The organism is Bradyrhizobium sp. ISRA430, assembly GCF_029909975.1.
Taxonomy (GTDB): domain Bacteria; phylum Pseudomonadota; class Alphaproteobacteria; order Rhizobiales; family Xanthobacteraceae; genus Bradyrhizobium.
In genome coordinates this window covers 5,472,697-5,489,776 of record NZ_CP094516.1, presented here as the reverse complement: position 1 = coordinate 5,489,776, position 17,080 = coordinate 5,472,697, and the positions used below count along the sequence as shown (strand labels likewise).

At 63.4% G+C, this 17,080-nt stretch carries 15 protein-coding genes; 7 read left to right on the top strand and 8 right to left on the bottom strand.

Annotation, left to right across the window (positions count from 1 at the left end):
• Positions 1-144 precede the first annotated feature (144 nt).
• From leuS to holA, 3 genes are all read left to right on the top strand, one after another.
• On the top strand, positions 145-2,769 hold the full coding sequence (gene leuS / locus MTX21_RS26045; protein WP_280967524.1) for a leucine--tRNA ligase: 2,625 nt from the start codon (positions 145-147) through the stop codon (positions 2,767-2,769).
• Positions 2,756-3,307 (top strand): LPS assembly lipoprotein LptE, encoded by a 552-nt coding sequence (gene lptE, locus MTX21_RS26040; protein ID WP_280967523.1) that lies wholly within the window; start codon positions 2,756-2,758, stop codon positions 3,305-3,307. The genes leuS and lptE overlap by 14 nt, the downstream gene beginning before the upstream one ends.
• Before the next feature lie 168 nt (positions 3,308-3,475).
• Complete coding sequence (gene holA / locus MTX21_RS26035; RefSeq protein WP_280967522.1) at positions 3,476-4,504, top strand: DNA polymerase III subunit delta; 1,029 nt, start codon at positions 3,476-3,478, stop codon at positions 4,502-4,504.
• A 276-nt stretch (positions 4,505-4,780) separates the two neighbouring features.
• Here holA and MTX21_RS26030 read toward each other — a convergent pair whose 3' ends face one another.
• From MTX21_RS26030 to hemJ, 7 genes are all read right to left on the bottom strand, one after another.
• Positions 4,781-5,665, bottom strand: a complete 885-nt coding sequence (locus MTX21_RS26030; RefSeq protein ID WP_280967521.1) for a ParB/RepB/Spo0J family partition protein — start codon at positions 5,663-5,665, stop codon at positions 4,781-4,783.
• Positions 5,666-5,823: 158 nt separating this feature from the next.
• Positions 5,824-6,690, bottom strand: a complete 867-nt coding sequence (locus MTX21_RS26025; RefSeq protein ID WP_280967520.1) for a ParA family protein — start codon at positions 6,688-6,690, stop codon at positions 5,824-5,826.
• Positions 6,691-6,710: 20 nt separating this feature from the next.
• Complete coding sequence (gene rsmG / locus MTX21_RS26020; RefSeq protein WP_280971161.1) at positions 6,711-7,352, bottom strand: 16S rRNA (guanine(527)-N(7))-methyltransferase RsmG; 642 nt, start codon at positions 7,350-7,352, stop codon at positions 6,711-6,713.
• 144 nt (positions 7,353-7,496) lie between these two features.
• Complete coding sequence (mnmG, locus tag MTX21_RS26015) at positions 7,497-9,377, bottom strand: tRNA uridine-5-carboxymethylaminomethyl(34) synthesis enzyme MnmG (RefSeq protein WP_280967519.1); 1,881 nt, start codon at positions 9,375-9,377, stop codon at positions 7,497-7,499.
• A gap of 209 nt (positions 9,378-9,586) precedes the next feature.
• Complete coding sequence (gene mnmE, locus MTX21_RS26010; protein ID WP_280967518.1) at positions 9,587-10,918, bottom strand: tRNA uridine-5-carboxymethylaminomethyl(34) synthesis GTPase MnmE; 1,332 nt, start codon at positions 10,916-10,918, stop codon at positions 9,587-9,589.
• Between the two features lie 318 nt (positions 10,919-11,236).
• A complete protein-coding gene (gene rho / locus MTX21_RS26005; protein ID WP_027525104.1) occupies positions 11,237-12,502 on the bottom strand; it encodes a transcription termination factor Rho in 1,266 nt (421 codons plus the stop codon).
• A 250-nt stretch (positions 12,503-12,752) separates the two neighbouring features.
• Positions 12,753-13,187: a protoporphyrinogen oxidase HemJ gene (gene hemJ / locus MTX21_RS26000; protein WP_280971160.1), complete on the bottom strand. Its 435-nt coding sequence runs from the start codon at positions 13,185-13,187 to the stop codon at positions 12,753-12,755.
• 459 nt (positions 13,188-13,646) lie between these two features.
• Here hemJ and MTX21_RS25995 point away from each other — a divergent pair, with 459 nt between their 5' ends.
• Genes MTX21_RS25995 through dnaQ form a run of 4 tightly spaced genes read left to right on the top strand, consistent with a single transcriptional unit; the run spans position 13,647 to position 16,468 of the window.
• Positions 13,647-14,486 carry a pyruvate, water dikinase regulatory protein gene (locus tag MTX21_RS25995; protein ID WP_280967517.1) on the top strand — a complete coding sequence of 280 codons (840 nt, stop codon included), beginning with the start codon at positions 13,647-13,649 and terminating at the stop codon, positions 14,484-14,486.
• A gap of 5 nt (positions 14,487-14,491) precedes the next feature.
• Positions 14,492-15,100 (top strand): Maf family nucleotide pyrophosphatase, encoded by a 609-nt coding sequence (locus MTX21_RS25990; RefSeq protein WP_280967516.1) that lies wholly within the window; start codon positions 14,492-14,494, stop codon positions 15,098-15,100.
• A 23-nt stretch (positions 15,101-15,123) separates the two neighbouring features.
• On the top strand, positions 15,124-15,723 hold the full coding sequence (coaE, locus tag MTX21_RS25985; RefSeq protein WP_280967515.1) for a dephospho-CoA kinase: 600 nt from the start codon (positions 15,124-15,126) through the stop codon (positions 15,721-15,723).
• Positions 15,724-15,751: 28 nt separating this feature from the next.
• Positions 15,752-16,468 (top strand): DNA polymerase III subunit epsilon, encoded by a 717-nt coding sequence (gene dnaQ, locus MTX21_RS25980; RefSeq protein ID WP_280967514.1) that lies wholly within the window; start codon positions 15,752-15,754, stop codon positions 16,466-16,468.
• On the opposite strand, the gene secB is transcribed toward dnaQ, so the two are convergent.
• Positions 16,465-16,953 carry a protein-export chaperone SecB gene (gene secB / locus MTX21_RS25975; RefSeq protein WP_280967513.1) on the bottom strand — a complete coding sequence of 163 codons (489 nt, stop codon included), beginning with the start codon at positions 16,951-16,953 and terminating at the stop codon, positions 16,465-16,467. The two genes, dnaQ and secB, sit on opposite strands and share 4 nt — an antisense overlap.
• Positions 16,954-17,080 lie beyond the last annotated feature (127 nt).

The window sequence follows — 17,080 nt, the reverse complement described above, 5'->3', positions numbered from 1 at the left end:
ATCGCTTCCCAACGGCCGTCTCAGTATTTATGCGGGGGTCGGCCCTGCGGATCCGGCCCGTCGCAACCCATTGACCCCTTGAGGACTTCTATGGCCTAGTCCGCCGTCTTTAGACGGCCGAATCCAAGAAAACCCAACGATTCCATGACCTCCGAACGCTACAACGCCCGCGACGCCGAACCGCGCTGGCAGCGCCAATGGGACGAACAGGCGATCTTCGTCTCCAAGAACGATGATCCGCGGCCGAAATACTACGTGCTCGAGATGTTCCCCTACCCGTCCGGGCGCATCCATATCGGCCATGTCCGGAATTACACGCTCGGCGACGTGCTGGCGCGCTTCATGCGCGCCAAGGGGTTCAACGTGCTGCACCCGATGGGCTGGGACGCGTTCGGCCTGCCGGCCGAGAATGCCGCGATCGAGCGCAAGGTCGCGCCGAAGGCCTGGACCTACGACAACATCGCCGCGATGAAGAAGCAGCTCCGCTCGATCGGGCTGTCGCTGGACTGGAGCCGCGAGATAGCGACCTGCGATCCGTCCTACTACAAGCACCAGCAGAAGATGTTTCTGGATTTCCTGCGCGCGGGGCTCGCCGAGCGCGAGAAGCGCAAGGTGAACTGGGACCCCGTCGACATGACCGTGCTCGCCAACGAGCAGGTGATCGACGGCCGCGGCTGGCGTTCGGGTGCCGTTGTTGAACAACGGGAAATGAACCAGTGGGTCTTCAAGATCACGAAATATTCGCAGGAGCTGCTGGAGGCGCTGGACGGGCTGGATCGCTGGCCCGACAAGGTGCGGCTGATGCAGCGCAACTGGATCGGCCGCTCCGAGGGCCTGCTGATTCGTTTCGCGCTGGACCAGGCGACGACGCCGGCCGGCGAGACCGAGCTGAAGATTTTCACGACGCGCCCCGACACGCTGTTCGGCGCGAAGTTCATGGCGATCTCGGCCGATCATCCGCTGGCGATCGCCGCCGCCGCAAAGAATCCGAAGCTCGCGGAGTTCATCGCCGAGATCAAGAAGATCGGCACCGCGCAAGAGATCATCGACACCGCGGAGAAGCAGGGCTTTGACACCGGCATCCGCGCGATCCACCCGTTCGATCCGAGCTGGAAGCTGCCGGTCTATGTCGCCAATTTCGTGCTGATGGAATACGGCACCGGCGCGATCTTCGGGTGCCCCGCGCACGATCAGCGCGACCTCGATTTCGTCAACAAATACAATCTCGGCAACACGCCGGTCGTGTGCCCCGAAGGTCAGGATCCGAAGAGCTTCGTCATCACCGACACCGCCTATGACGGTGACGGCCGCATGATCAATTCCCGCTTCCTCGACGGCATGACCATCGCCGACGCCAAGGAAGAGATCGCAAAGCGCCTGGAAACCGAGATGCGTGGCAACGCGCCGGTCGGCGAGCGGCAGGTCAATTTCCGCCTGCGCGACTGGGGCATCTCGCGCCAGCGCTATTGGGGCTGTCCAATCCCCGTCATCCATTGCCCCAAGTGCGATGTGGTGCCGGTGCCGGATGCCGATCTGCCGGTAAAACTACCGGAGGACGCGACCTTCGACCGTCCCGGCAACGCGCTCGACCATCACCCGACCTGGAAGCACGTGACTTGCCCTCAGTGCGGCGGCAAGGCGCAGCGCGAAACCGACACCATGGACACCTTCGTGGACTCGTCCTGGTACTTTGCGCGCTTCACCGATCCCTGGAACGAGAACGCGCCGACGACGCCCGCGGTCGCCAACCGGATGATGCCGGTCGACCAGTATATCGGCGGCGTCGAACACGCGATCCTGCATCTGCTCTACAGCCGCTTCTTCGTGCGCGCGATGAAGGCAACCGGCCACATTGCAATGGACGAGCCGTTCGCCGGCATGTTCACGCAGGGCATGGTGGTGCACGAGACCTACCAGAAGGCGGATGGCACCTATGTCCAGCCGGCCGAAGTGAAGATCGAGGGCGCTGGCAACGACCGCCGGGCCACGCTGCTGGCGAGCGGCGAAGCCATCCAGATCGGCGCCATCGAGAAGATGTCGAAGTCGAAGAAGAACACGGTCGACCCCGACGACATCATCGAGACTTACGGCGCCGACGTCGCACGCTGGTTCATGCTCTCGGACTCCCCGCCCGACCGCGACGTGATCTGGAGCGACGAGCGCGTCCAGGGCGCCTCTCGCTTCGTGCAGCGGCTGTGGCGGCTGGTGAACGAATCAGCCGAGGCCGGAAAGGCCGCGCCGGCGGCACGGCCCGCAAGCTTCGGCCCCGACGCGACCGGCTTGCGCAAGGCCGCCCATGGCGCGCTGGACAAGGTCACCACGGGCATCGAGCGGCTGCACTTCAACGTCTGCCTCGCCCATATCCGCGAATTCGCCAACGCGTTGTCCGAGGTGCTGCAGCGCCCCGGCCAGCCTGCTACTGACCTCGCCTGGGCGATCCGGGAGGCCAGCCAGATCCTGGTCCAGCTCTTCTCCCCGATGATGCCGCATCTCGCCGAGGAGTGCTGGCAGGTCCTGGGCTTGACGGGGCTGGTTTCCGAGGCGTCCTGGCCCCAAATCGAACGCGATTTGCTGGTTGAAGACAGCGTGATCCTGGTGGTCCAGGTCAACGGCAAGAAGCGGGGTGAGATCACGGTTGCAACAGCGGCCGAGAATCCGGAAATCGAGGCTGCCGTTTTGGCCCTCGATGCGGTAAAGCTGGCGCTGGACGGCAAGCCCGTCCGCAAGGTGATCATCGTCCCCAAGAGGATCGTGAATGTTGTCGGCTAGGATCCGCATCGCAGCGCGTTTGCTGGCGGTCGCTGCCCTCGCGGCGCTGACGGCCGGCTGCTTCCGGCCGATGTATGCCGAGCATACCGACGGCACCCCCGGCCTGCGCGAGAAGCTGATGGGGGTCGAGCTCCCGCCGGTCGACAAGCCGAACGCCTCCCGCGAGGCCCGTGTCGGGGTCGAGGTCCGCAACGCCCTTGCCTTCAAGCTCTATGGCACGGCCACGGGGATGCCGCCAACCCATCGCCTGGTGCTGCGCTTCACGTCCAGCCGCTCGTCTCTGATCATCGATCCCAACACGGGCTTGCCGAGCAGCGAGAATTACGGCATCGACGTCCAGTACAATCTGATCGAGATCGCGACCAACAAGTCGGTGATGACCGGCACGACGTTCTCGCGAGTGTCGTACGATATGCCCGGCTCATACCAGCGCTTCTCGCGCAACCGCGCTGTGCGCGACGCCGAGGATCGCGCCGCCAACGAGGTCGCCGAGAATATCTCGACCCGGCTCGCCTCGTTCTTCACGGCTGGCACGTAACACATTCCAGTCATTCCGGGGCGCCCGACGTGTCCGCCGAAGCTCAAGGAGCGAAGGCGGAAGGGCGAAGCCGGAATCTCGATCCGCAACTTCTGGATTCTCTGGTGCGCAATTGCGTACCGGAGTTCGCCTCCGACGAGGCGCCCCGGAATGACGTCCTGAGGCGAAATGGTCGCGCTGCGCGGAAAAGAGATCGATGCCTTCCTCGCCCGTCCCGATGCGGGCCGGCCGATCATCCTGCTGTACGGTCCCGACGCCGGCCTCGTGCGCGAGCGCGCCGATGCGCTGATTGCCTCAGCCGTCGACGATCCGAATGATCCCTTCTCGCTCGTGAAACTCGACGGCGACGAGCTGTCCGGCGAACCATCACGGCTTGTCGATGAAGCCATGACCGTTCCGTTGTTCGGCGGCCGCCGCGCCATCCGCGTGCGTGCGGGCTCGCGCAGCTTTGCCAGCGGCATCGACACGCTGGCCGAGATGCAGGTGAGGGATTGCCGCATCGTAATCGAGGCCGGCGAGCTGCGGCCGGAGTCGCCGCTGCGCAAGGCCTGCGAACGCGCCAAGACGGCCGTGGCGATCGGCTGCTATCCCGACACCGAGCGCGACCTCGCCAAGCTGATGGAGGACGAGCTTCGTATCGCGAACCTGCGCATCGCGCAGGATGCCCGCGCCGCGCTGATGTCCTTCCTCGGCGGCGACCGTCAGGCCTCGCGCAACGAGCTGCGCAAGCTGACGCTCTATGCGCACGGCAGAGGCGAGATCACGCTCGATGATGTCATGGCCGTCGTCGCCGACGCCTCCGAGCTGAAGCTCGACCCGATCGTCGACGGCGCTTTCGCCGGCCGGCCGGATGTCGTCGAGAGTGAGTTCGCCAAAGCCATGATCGCCGGCACCTATCCTGGCGTGATCATCTCCGCGGCGCAGCGTCAGGCCGCCTGGCTGCACAAGTCCGCGCTCGCGATCGCCGACGGCACGCCGGCCTCCGCCGTGCTCGACGGCGGATTTCCGCGTCTGCACTTTTCACGAAAGCCCGCGGTCGAGACGGCGCTGCGCAATTTCACCGTACCGCGTCTCGCAGGCATCATCGAGCAGCTCGCAACCGCCGCGCTCGACACGCGCAAGCAGCCGGCCCTTGCCGCCGCGATCGCCCAGCGCACACTGATGGCAATCGCCGCGAATGCGAAGCGGCGGAGCTGAGCTCCGCTCTCTCCAAACGTCATTGCGAGCGCAGCGAAGCAATCCAGAGTCCCTCCGCGGGGAGATTCTGGATTGCTTCGCTGCGCTCGCAATGACGATGTGTGGAGATGTCGGTTCCCCATCCTGAGGAGCGCGGAACGCGCGTCTCGAAGGATGAAGGCCCGGCCGGTGCTCCTCGCCCTTCGAGACGCCGCTTCAGGGTGAGGGTGATAGAGGGCACATGGATGCACGATAAAACGCAGTCATTCCGTCGCGCGCCCCGGAATGACGGCGGAGTCAGAGATTGCCCTTCGCCAGCCGCCGCATCACCTCATCAAGCTGCTCGAGGTTGCGGTAGTTGATCTGCACGGAGCCACCGGGATCGCGGTGGTTCACCGTGACCTTGAGTCCGAGCGCGTCGCTGACGCGCTTCTCCAGATCGATCGTATCGGGATCCTTCTCCTTGGCCCCGGCGCGCGCCTTCTGCGGCTTGCGCTCCGGCACGCCCTCCTCATGCGCGAGCGCCTCGGCCTGGCGGACGTTGAGGCCCTCCTCGACGATGCGCTTGGCGGCGGCGAGCGGATCGGGCACGCCGATCAGCGCGCGGGCATGGCCGGCCGTCAGCTCCCCGCTCGCGATGAAGGCCTGCACCTCGGCCGGCAGTTTTGTCAGCCGCATCATGTTGGCGACGTGGCTACGGCTCTTGCCGACGACCTTGGCAATGTCGTCCTGGCTGCGTTTGAACTCACCCGCGAGCGCGTGATAGCCCTTCGCCTCTTCCATCGGGTTGAGGTCTTCGCGCTGCACGTTCTCGATGATCGCGAATTCCAGCGCATCGCTATCGCTGATGTCGACCGGCACGATCGGCACTTCGTGCAGGCCAGCAAGCTGCGAGGCGCGCCAGCGCCGTTCGCCGGCAATGATCTCATAGCGGTCCTGTGTGCCCTTCACCGGACGCACGATGATCGGCTGGATCACGCCGTGCTGCTTGATGGAGTCGCTTAGCTCCTTGAGCTCGACTTCCGGAAAGGTGCGGCGCGGGTTGCGCGGATTCGGCTTGAGGAATTCGATCGGCACCTTGCGCTGCGTGCGCGGACGCTCGACATGCGCCGCCTCGCCGCCGACGTCACCGATCAGACTCGCAAGACCTCGGCCCAGTCGCGAACGCGCTTCGTCGGCCATCGCCAGCTCCCTTGGATTCACTTAGCAGCACTCCAGAACTGAATTTCGAAACGTAGACTCGTAGGGTGGGTTAGCGAAGCGTAACCCACCACTGGTTTGCTCGGAGCGGGACACTTGGTGGGGTACGCTTCGCTAACCCACCCTACGGAACGGCAGTATCAATCCGCGGTGCGCAGCTCGCGCTCGCGCTGGATCACTTCGGTGGCGAGCCGCAAATAAGCTTCGCTGCCGACGCATTTGAGATCGTAGACCAGCACCGGCTTGCCGTAGGACGGCGCCTCCGAGATGCGCACGTTGCGCGGGATCATGGTCTTGTAGACCTTCTCGCCCATGAACTGGCGGACGTCGGCGACGACCTGGTTCGACAAATTGTTGCGCGAGTCGAACATGGTCAGCACGATGCCGTGGATCGACAGGTTCGGATTGAGCGTCGAGCGCACCTGCTCGACCGTCTGCAGCAGTTGCGACAGGCCTTCGAGCGCGAAGAACTCGCATTGCAGTGGCACCAGGATCGCGTCCGACGCGGCCATTGCGTTGACCGTGAGCAGGTTGAGCGACGGCGGGCAGTCGATCAGCACATAGGTGTAGTCGGCGTCGGGCGACACGTTGTTGTTGAGCGAGCCGATTGCATCACGCAGCTTGAATGCCCGGCCGGGCGTGTGGCCGAGCTCCAGCTCGAGGCCGGAGAGGTCCATGGTCGAGGGCGCGATGTGCAGCCGCGGCACCGCGGTCGCAACCACCGCTTCGCGCAGGTTGGCTTCGCCCACCAGCACGTCATAGGTCGAGCAGGAGCGATTGCGGCGGTCGATGCCGAGACCGGTCGAGGCGTTGCCTTGCGGATCGAGATCGACGATCAGGACACGCTCGCCGATTGCCGCGAGCGCCGTGCCGAGATTGATCGCTGTGGTTGTTTTTCCCACGCCGCCCTTCTGATTCGCCAGCGCCAGGATGCGGGGGTGGCCGTGCGGCACCACTTCGGTATGTTCTTGGGTTTGTTCTTGCTGCGGCTCGTCAATCACGGTCATCGCAAATTCCCCACTCCCCCTCACCCGCGCCGTTCGACGGACGTCAGTTCCACGATCCAGCCGTCACCCGTGCGGCTTTGGTGGAGCTGAGGCTGAATATTCCAATATTTAGCGGCTTCGGTCAATTCGGCCTCTACATCTTGACCCTTGAGAAACAACGCTTTTGCCCCATTACGCATCAGCGGCTCCGCAAAGCCGATGAGTTGATGTAGCGGAGCCAGCGCCCGGGCGGTGACGCAATCGACCGGACCGGTGATTCTATCCACATTATCCCCGATCTCGGCGAGATGTACGACCCCCGGCGACGCCGTGATCCGAATCGCTTCGCGCAGGAAAGCCGCCTTTTTGGCGATTCGCTCGACGAGATGGACGCTCGCACCCACCGTCTCCGCCATCGCGCAGGCCAGGACCACGCCGGGAAAACCGCCGCCGCTGCCGAGGTCCGCCCAGCGCTTTGCGGACGGCGCGAGGTCCACGAGCTGAAGCGAATCGGCGATGTGCCGGGTCCAGAGGTGCGGCAGCGTCGAGGGCGCGACCAGATTGGTTTTGGCCTGCCATTCACGGAGCAGCGCGACGTAGCGGTCGAGCCGGACTTCCGTTTCACGTGAAACCGGCGCGAGCTCGAGTGCTGTGACCTTGTCGGTAGCCAGGACAGAGTCCAGCGACTTATCGTTCGCGCTGGCTCTATCGATCTTCGGGCTCGTCGGGGCCGGTCCGGATCGACGGCCACCACCCTCGCCTGCCTTGGATTGCCGTGATGATGATTTATCCCGGCCCGGGCCGCCGCGCTGTTTCACGTGAAACGCCTATGCGATTGCCTTCGAGGTCTTGCGGGCTTCGCGGCGAAGATAGGCCGCGAGGATGCCCAAAGCCGCCGGCGTCATCCCGTCGATCCGACCGGCTTGGCCGACGGTGAACGGCCGGGCCTTCTCCAGCTTGGCGCGCACCTCGTTGGAGAGACCCGGCACCAGCTTGTAGTCAACCTCGGACAGCACCAACCCTTCGTCCCGCCTGAAGGCTTCGACATCGGCGCTCTGGCGCTCCAGATAGACGTCGTACTTGGCGTCAATCTCGAGATGGGTGGCGATGACCGGATCGATGGCCGACAGCTCCGGCCAGATCGCGCGCACCTGGCTCCAGCCTACGTCCGGATAGGCCATCAGCTCGAAGGCTGAGCGGCGCTGGCCGTCCCGGTTCAGTGACAGCCCGTGCTTGATCGCCTCATTCGGGGTGACGGCCAGGGACTTCGCAAGCGTCCGTGCTGCGTTCAAGGCCTCCATCTTGGCGCGATGATGCCGGGTCCGCGCGCTGCCGACGCACCCCAAATCGATGCCCTTCTCGGTCAGGCGCTGGTCGGCATTGTCGGCCCGCAGCGTCAGCCGGTACTCGGCCCGCGAGGTAAACATTCGATAGGGTTCGCTGATCCCGCGGGTGACGAGGTCATCGATCATCACCCCGAGATAGCCGTCCGCCCGGTCGAACACCGTCAGCGCGGCGCCGCTGGCGGCAAGCGCAGCGTTCACCCCGGCGACAATGCCCTGGCCGCCGGCTTCCTCATATCCGGTGGTGCCGTTGATCTGTCCGGCCAGGAACAAGCCGCGTAGCCGCTTGGTCTGAAGGGTCGGATCAAGCTCGCGGGGATCGATGTGGTCGTATTCGATGGCGTAGCCCGGTCGGACCATCTTCGCCCGTTCCAGGCCAGGAATGCTGGCCAGAATCGCGAGCTGGACCTCCTCCGGAAGCGAGGTCGAGATGCCGTTGGGATAGACCGTGGTGTCGTCCAGCCCCTCCGGCTCAAGAAAGATCTGGTGGCCATCGCGATCACCGAACCGGACGATCTTGTCCTCGATCGAGGGGCAATAACGGGGTCCGGTGCTCTTGATCTGGCCGGAGTACATCGGCGAGCGATGGACATTGGCCCGGATCACCTCATGGGTCGCGGACGTGGTCCGGGTGATCCCACACTGGATCTGCGGCGTCGTGATCCGATCTGTCAGTGCCGAGAAAGGCTCCGGCGGGTCGTCGCCGGGCTGCATTTCGACCGCGGACCAGTCGATGGTCGTGCCGTCCAGACGCGGCGGCGTCCCGGTCTTCAACCGCCCGAGGGTGAAGCCGGCCCGTTCAAAGGACTTCGACAGACCCATCGCTGGCGCTTCACCAACGCGCCCCGCGGGCCAGTTCTTCTCTCCGAGATGAATCAGACCACGCAGAAAGGTCCCAGTCGTGACGACGATGGCTCCTGCCTGGAAGCTTCGGCCATCGGCCAGACGAAGCCCGGTCACCCGTCCGTCGGCCATGATCAGTTCGTCGGCCTCCCCTTCGATCACGGAAAGACCGTCGGTCTGACGGATCGCGGATTGCATCGCCGCGGCATAGAGCTTCCGGTCGGCCTGGGCCCGTGGACCGCGGACCGCCGGGCCTTTACGACGATTAAGAACCCGGAATTGGATGCCACCGACATCAGCCACACGACCCATCAGACCGTCGAGTGCGTCCACCTCGCGGACAAGGTGACCCTTGCCGAGGCCGCCGATGGCGGGATTGCACGACATCGCACCTACGGTCGAAAATCGGTGCGTCACCAGAGCGGTTGTCGCGCCCATCCGCGCAGCCGCAGCCGCGGCTTCACAGCCGGCATGGCCGCCGCCAATGACGATGACGTCGAAACTCGCTCGCTCTGTTCGCATGGGCAACTTTTAGCTCAGCCGGGAAAAAGCCGGAAGCGGAAACTGGCCCTCGAATGTTTCACGTGAAACAAATGCGCGGCATGCTGGCGTCGTCGCATTTTTGGCAAAACAACCCCATGCAAAGTAGCCGAGGTTCCATATGGAACGACGTTTCACGTGAAACAACGAAGCACTGGAACAAGGGCTAATTCTACATTGAAGAACTAGCGCTACTTTCCGATGCAAAACTTCTGGAAGATGGCCCCGAGGACATCCTCGACGTCGACCCGGCCCAGCAGGCGACCCAGCACGTAGGCGGCGGCGCGGAGCTCCTCGGCTACCAATTCTTCACCATCTTTGACAAGGCCCAGACTGCGCTGCAAACAATCCGCCGCCTGGCGCAACAGGTCGCGTTGGCGCGCGCGGGTGACCAGCGCCCCCTCACCGGTTGCGAAGAACGCAGCGGCGAATCCCACCAGTGCCTCGATCAGCTCCGTCAGACCGTCGCCACGCCGTGCCGAAATTGCGAACGTCCTGTCCGCCGCCGCGGTTGCGATCGAAGCCTCGTCGCCAAGATCGATCTTGTTGCGGATCAGCCAGACCGGTGCGGCGCCATCCTGCCGCCCGTCCGCTTCGGCGCCAGGACCGGTCAGCCACAGCACGAGATCCGCATCCGCAGCGCGCGCCCTGGCCCGACGTACGCCTTCGAGCTCGACCGGATCATCGGTCTCACGAATGCCGGCGGTGTCGATCACCGTGACCGGATAGCCGTCGAGGTCAAGCTGCACCTCGATCACGTCGCGCGTGGTGCCGGCATGCGGCGAGACAATCGCGACCTCGCGGCGCGCAAGCTGATTCATCAGCGTCGACTTGCCGACGTTCGGCGGGCCGGTGATGGCGACCACGAGGCCCTCGCGCAGACGTTCAGCATGACCCTGTGCCGCAAGCACTTTTGTAATTTCGCTGTGGAGCGATCCGATTGTCTTGAGCGCCGGCGCCATCAGCTCCACCGGTACATCGCCCTCGTCGGAAAAATCGATGCCGGCCTCGATCAACGCGGAGGCCTCGATGATGCGCTCGCGCCAGTCGCGCGCGCGATCGCCTAACAGACCCTGCAACTGACGCAGCGCCTGGCGCCTCTGCCGGTCGGTGTCGGCATGAATGAGGTCGTCCAAGCCCTCGGCCTCGGTGAGATCGAGCTTGCCGTTCTCGAACGCCCGCCGGGTGAACTCACCGGGGTCGGCCGCTCGCGTATTCGGAATCGCAGAAATGGCTGTGAAGACGGCCGACAGCACCGCGCGTCCGCCATGGACATGAAATTCAGCAACGTCCTCGCCGGTCGCACTCGCCGGCCCCGGAAACCAGAGCACCACGGCATCGTCGATTGGCAGGCCCGCACTGTCTTGGAGCAGCCTGCGGCTCGCCAGCCTTGGTGCCGGCAACTTGTCCGCGAGCGTCGTCAGCACCAGACCGGCCTGCGGCCCCGAGACACGCACCACGGCGATCGCGCTCGGCGGTCGGCCGGACGACAGTGCAAAGATGGTCTGGTCTCGCGGATGCATGGCCTATTTGTCCGGGTGCCGATGAAAAGGCAAACACCGTTTCGGTCGCCGATTGCTCTGTTTGTCGCTCTACCGTCGCAGTAAGTGCTGCGTGTTGCGCCGCAAGATAGAGTGCAGCATTTTTGCTGCGAAAGCTCCCCACTCCAGGCCAACGGATTCGGCCATATTCTACTTTTTACTAGCAAAATCAATATCTTAAATTGCGGTAATGCTGAGAAACAGAAAACCAGCCATGCTGCACCTTCGCGCAGCAAAGCCGCACAAAAGAAAAGGGCGCCCCCGAGGCGCCCTTTCGAATTCTGACGTTTGCGCACCGGCTCAGGTGTTCATCGAGTCGAAGAACTCGGCGTTACTCTTGGTCGAGCGCAGCTTGTCGAGCAGGAAGTCGATCGCGTCCATCGTGCCCATCGGGTTCAGGATGCGGCGGAGCACGTACATCTTCTTCAACACCTGCGGATCGGTGATCAACTCCTCCTTGCGGGTGCCGGAGCGCGAGATGTCGATCGCCGGGAAGGTACGCTTGTCCGAGACCTTGCGGTCGAGGATCAGTTCGGAGTTACCGGTGCCCTTGAACTCTTCGAAGATGACTTCGTCCATGCGGCTGCCGGTATCGACCAGCGCGGTTGCGATGATCGTCAGCGAACCGCCCTCCTCGATGTTACGGGCGGCACCGAAGAAGCGCTTCGGCCGCTGCAGCGCGTTGGCGTCGACACCACCGGTCAGCACCTTGCCGGATGACGGCACCACGGTGTTGTAGGCGCGGCCAAGACGCGTGATCGAATCGAGCAGGATCACCACGTCGCGGCCGTGTTCGACCAGGCGCTTCGCCTTCTCGATCACCATCTCGGCGACCTGGACGTGGCGCACCGCCGGCTCGTCGAAGGTCGAGGACACCACCTCGCCCTTCACCGAGCGCTGCATATCCGTGACTTCTTCCGGGCGCTCGTCGATCAGCAGCACGATCAGATAGCAATCCGGGTGATTCGCGGTGATCGAGTGCGCGATGTTCTGCATCAGCACGGTCTTACCCGTGCGCGGCGGCGCGACGATCAGCGCACGCTGGCCCTTGCCGATCGGCGCAACGATGTCGATCACGCGCGCGGACAGGTCTTTTCGCGTGGGATCGTCGATCTCCATGCGGAAACGCTGATTCGGAAACAGCGGCGTGAGATTGTCGAAATTGACCTTGTGCTTGGCCTTTTCCGGATCCTCGAAGTTGAGCGTGTTGACCTTCAACAGCGCGAAGTAGCGTTCGCCTTCCTTCGGGCTGCGGATGTGGCCCTCGATGGTGTCGCCGGTGCGCAGGCCGAAACGGCGGATCTGCGAGGGCGAGACGTAGATGTCGTCCGGGCCCGGCAGATAATTGGCATCCGGTGAGCGCAGAAAGCCGAAGCCGTCCGAGAGCACCTCGACGACGCCCTCGCCGACGATGTCGGTTTCGGCGAGCGAGAGCTGCTTGAGGATGGCGAAAAGCAGCTCCTGCTTGCGCATGGTGCTGGCGTTCTCGACCCCGTTCTCTTCCGCGAACGAGACGAGCTCGGCCGGGGTCTTGGACTTAAGGTCTTGGAGTTTAATTTCCCGCATTGGGGTGGTCCTGTGGGGTAACCTTGGGAGGGGTGCGAGGAGGCTCAGAAATGCGGACGCGAGCAGGTGCAGGTAAGGTCCGCAGGTCTAGCAAGGTGAGTGCCGGAGGGCTTCAAACCTGATGCGGTGTCCGGCCTTCAAAAGCTCGGCCACAACCACATCCGCCTGCGTTGGGTGGGATAAACACAATATAGAAAATCGCTCTTCACTCCGCAAGCCGAAGCGCTGAGCGATCAATCACGATGATTGCCTAGAACGGCTTCACGATCACCATGATCACGATGAAAATCATCAGGACGGTCGGCACCTCATTGATAATACGATAGAATTTCTGTGACCGCGGGCGCCGGTCGGCAGCGAAATCCTTGCACCAGCGCGAAAAAAAGCCGTGGACCGCGGATAGCGTCAGCACCAGTGCCAGCTTTACGTGCAACCAGCCGTAAGCGAACCAGTGGCCGGACCACGCGAGATAGAGCCCGGCGAGCCAGGTCACGACCATGGCAGGGTTGATGATCGCCTTGAGCAGCCGGCGCTCCATCACCTTTAAGGTCTCCGACTGCTTCGAGCCGATTTCAGCCTCGCAGTGATAGACGAACAGCCGCGGCAGATAGAGCATGCCCGCCATCCAGGAAATGACAGCGATCACGTGCAGCGCCTTGATCCACGGATAGAGCTCTTCAAGCATTTCCAACGTCCGAATTTCCGCCCAGCGCAGAGGTCGCTGGGGATAGTAAGAACTCGTTAAGTTCTTCCAGCGCACACATATCCGTCCGTAGCGCCCTTCTCAAATCTAGAATCTTAGATTCTTAAGGTTTGAGTCTGAATGACGGTGGATTGGACTCACGCAATGCCGTCCGCCGCTTCACACGCGCTTGTTCACATCCATCAACATATCCTGCGCGGATCCCGCCGGTCCGGATAAGCCGTCCGTCGTCAAGGGCTTGCGCTGACCTGTCGGCAGCTTATCAAGGGGCTTGTCCGCGCAATCCCGCTTCCTGGTCGCGTCGGCGTCCGACTTGTTCTTTTGGGCAGCGGTGTGAAGAAACTTGGCCGTTGTCCCGCCCCTGGTGTCGCACATCCCTTTCGGAGGGGTTAAGCTCCACAGAAATCCACAAATGGCCCCGTCGAAATTCAAAGAGTTTTTGTGCCGACCTCGAACAATTATTTCCATCTGCACCTCGTCTCCGACTCCACCGGTGAGACACTGATCACCGTGGCGCGCGCGGTCGCGGCCCAGTACGCCAACGTGACTCCGGTCGAGCACGTCTATCCGCTCGTGCGCAGCCAGAAGCAGCTCGACCGCGTGCTCGACGAGATTGAGGAAGCGCCGGGGATCGTGCTGTTCACCTTGCTCGAGAAGGATCTGGTCTCGCGCCTCGAGGACAAGTGCAAAGGGATCAACGTTCCTAGTCTCTCCATCATCGGTCCGGTGATGCAGCTCTTCGAGGCTTACCTCGGTGCTGCTACGACCGGACGTGTCGGCGCCCAGCACGTGCTCAACGCCGAATACTTCAAGCGCATCGATGCGCTGAACTACACGATGATGCACGACGACGGTCAGCACGTCGAAGGCTTGGAGGAGGCAGACGTCGTCCTGGTCGGCGTCTCCCGCACCTCGAAGACGCCGACGTCGATTTATCTCGCCAATCGCGGCATCCGCACCGCCAACGTGCCGTTGGTGCCCGGCATTCCGGTGCCGGGTCAGTTAGAGACTCTGACGAGCCCGCTCGTCGTCAGCCTGCACGCGACGCCGGAACGGCTGATCCAGGTGCGTCAGAATCGCCTGCTCACGATGGGCGCCGGCTCCGGCAACGACACCTATATCGACAAGCAGGCAGTGGCCGACGAAGTCGCATTCGCCCGCAAGCTGAGCGCCAAGCACAATTGGCCGCTGCTCGACGTCACCCGGCGCTCGATCGAGGAAACCGCCGCTGCAATCATGAAGCTCTACTCAGACCGGCAACGCAACCGACCTTCGGAATAGGTCCGATGGCCCTCTGGCGCGGCAAATCTCCCCTGATTTTGGCGTCGCAGAGCAGCGCGCGAAAAATGCTGCTGGCCAATGCCGGCCTCGATTTCCAGGCGATTTTGGCCGACATCGACGAGCGCGGCGTGCAGGCGGCTTCGAGCCTTTCAAATCCGCGCCAGATCGCGTTGCTGCTGGCGCGCGAAAAGGCCAAGGCGGTCTCGGTGAATCATCCGGGCGCCTATGTGATTGGGGCCGATCAGACGCTGGCGCTGGGCGAGCGTCTGTTCAACAAGCCCGCGGGCCGTGCCCAGGCCATGGCGCAACTGCGCGAGCTTGCCGGCAACAGCCATGAGCTGAATTCCGCCGTGGCCGTGGCCCATGATGGCCAGATTGTCTTCGAAGACGTTTCGGTCGCGTGCATGACCATGCGGCCGATGACCGAGGTGGAGCTTTCGGCCTATCTCGACGCGGCCGGCGAGGCCGTGACCTCCAGCGTCGGCGCCTATCAGCTCGAGGGCCTGGGAATCCATCTGTTCGAACGCATCGAGGGTGACCATTTCACCATTCTCGGTCTGCCGTTGCTGCCGCTGCTTGCGTTCCTGCGGCGCGAGCGGCTAGTTGCAGTGTAAATGGCAGAGATGGCTGTACGCTGATGCGGATCCTGGGACTGACCGGCTCGATCGGGATGGGGAAATCCACCACCGCGAAATTGTTCGCGGAGGCCGGTGTCCCCGTCTATGACGCCGATGCGGCGGTCCATCAATTGTATGAGGGTGAAGCGGCACCGGCGATCGAGGCCGTTTTCCCCGGCACCACCGCGGGCGGGAAGGTCGATCGGACAAAACTGTCCGCGCGCGTGGTGCACGATCCCGCCGCCATCAAGCAGCTTGAGCAGATCGTTCATCCGATGCTCGGTGCCTCGCGCCAAAAATTCTTTGCCGACGCGGAGGCCGCCAAGGCGCCCGTCGTGGTGCTGGACATTCCGCTGCTGTTCGAGACCGGCGGCGAAAAGCGAGTCGATGCCGTGGTCGTGGTGTCGACATCGCCGGAACTTCAGCGCGAGCGCGTGCTCGCCCGCGGCACGATGGACGAGGCCAAACTCGACGCCATCATCGCAAAGCAGATGCCCGACGCCGAGAAGCGCAAGCGCGCCGATTTCGTGGTGGATACGTCCCACGGACTCGAGCCGGTGCGCGCCCAAATCAAGCACATTCTGGCCGAGGCCGTTAAGATGCCGCAGCGGCGAGCCTGATTCGCCGCCTCACACGGCCTCTTGGATCATGCGCGAAATCGTTCTCGACACTGAAACCACCGGTCTCGATCCCCTCCGCGGTGATCGCTTGGTCGAAGTCGGCTGCGTCGAGATATTCAACCGCATGCCGACCGGACAGACCTTCCACCGCTACATCAATCCCGAAAGGGACATGCCGGCGGAGGCCTTTGCCGTGCACGGGCTGTCGAGCGAATTTCTGGCGACGAAGCCGCTGTTTCACGAGGTCGTCGACGAGTTCCTGGAGTTCATCGGTGATGCGCCGCTGGTGATCCACAACGCTTCATTCGACATCAGCTTCATCAATGCCGAACTCGACCGGATCAAGCGCGCTGCGATTCCACGCGAACGGCTGGTCGACACGCTGCTGCTGGCGCGGCGCAAGCATCCAGGCGTCTCCAACCGGCTCGACGATCTCTGCTCGCGCTATGCGATCGACAATTCCCACCGCACCAAGCACGGCGCGCTGCTCGACGCCGAGCTGCTCGCCGAAGTCTATGTCGATCTGATCGGGGCGCGGCAGTCGCAGCTCATCCTGGCCTCGGAGACCGAGGAGATCCGCATCAGTGTGAGCGGCGAAGCGCCGCGGCGGCAACGGCCGGCGCCGCTTACGCCGCGGATTACCGACGCCGAGCGCGAAGCCCATCGGGCCTTCATCGCGACGCTCGGCGACAAGGCGATCTGGAACGAATTCCTGCTCGCGCCAGTGGTCAGTCCTGCCGGTTAGGCCTGACCGGTTTGACCACCCTGGGCGGCCATTTGCCGCTCCATGTTCTGGCGGTAGAGTCCGACGAAATCGACCGGATCCAGCATCAGAGGCGGGAACCCGCCGTCGCGGACCGCGGTGGCGATGATCTCGCGGGCGAACGGGAACAGCAGCCGCGGGCATTCGATCATAACGAGCGGATGCAGGTTTTCCTTCGGCACGTTGACGATCCGGAACACGCCGGCATAGGCGAGCTCGAACGAGAACATCACCTTGCCTGCGGTCTCGGCCTTACCCTCGACCGACAGCGTCACCTCGAATTCCTGTTCGCTGAGGTTGTTGGCGTTGACGTTGATCTGGATATTGATTTGCGGTGGTTGGCTCTGCTGCTGGAGCGAGCTCGGAGCGTTCGGATTTTCGAACGAGAGGTCCTTGGTATACTGCGCCAGCACGTTGAGCTGGGGAGCCTGGGCCGCCTCGGGAGGGGTGCCGTTACCGTTGGTCATGAAAGTCTCTCCTTACCCGAATGGGCTGAATTTCGCGGCGGTTGGCTAACATAAGCCCGCCTCGTTCCACAAGGACGAACGCCTCCGGATACCCCGTCGCGGACATCGCTCGTAGAAGCGTCTCTCG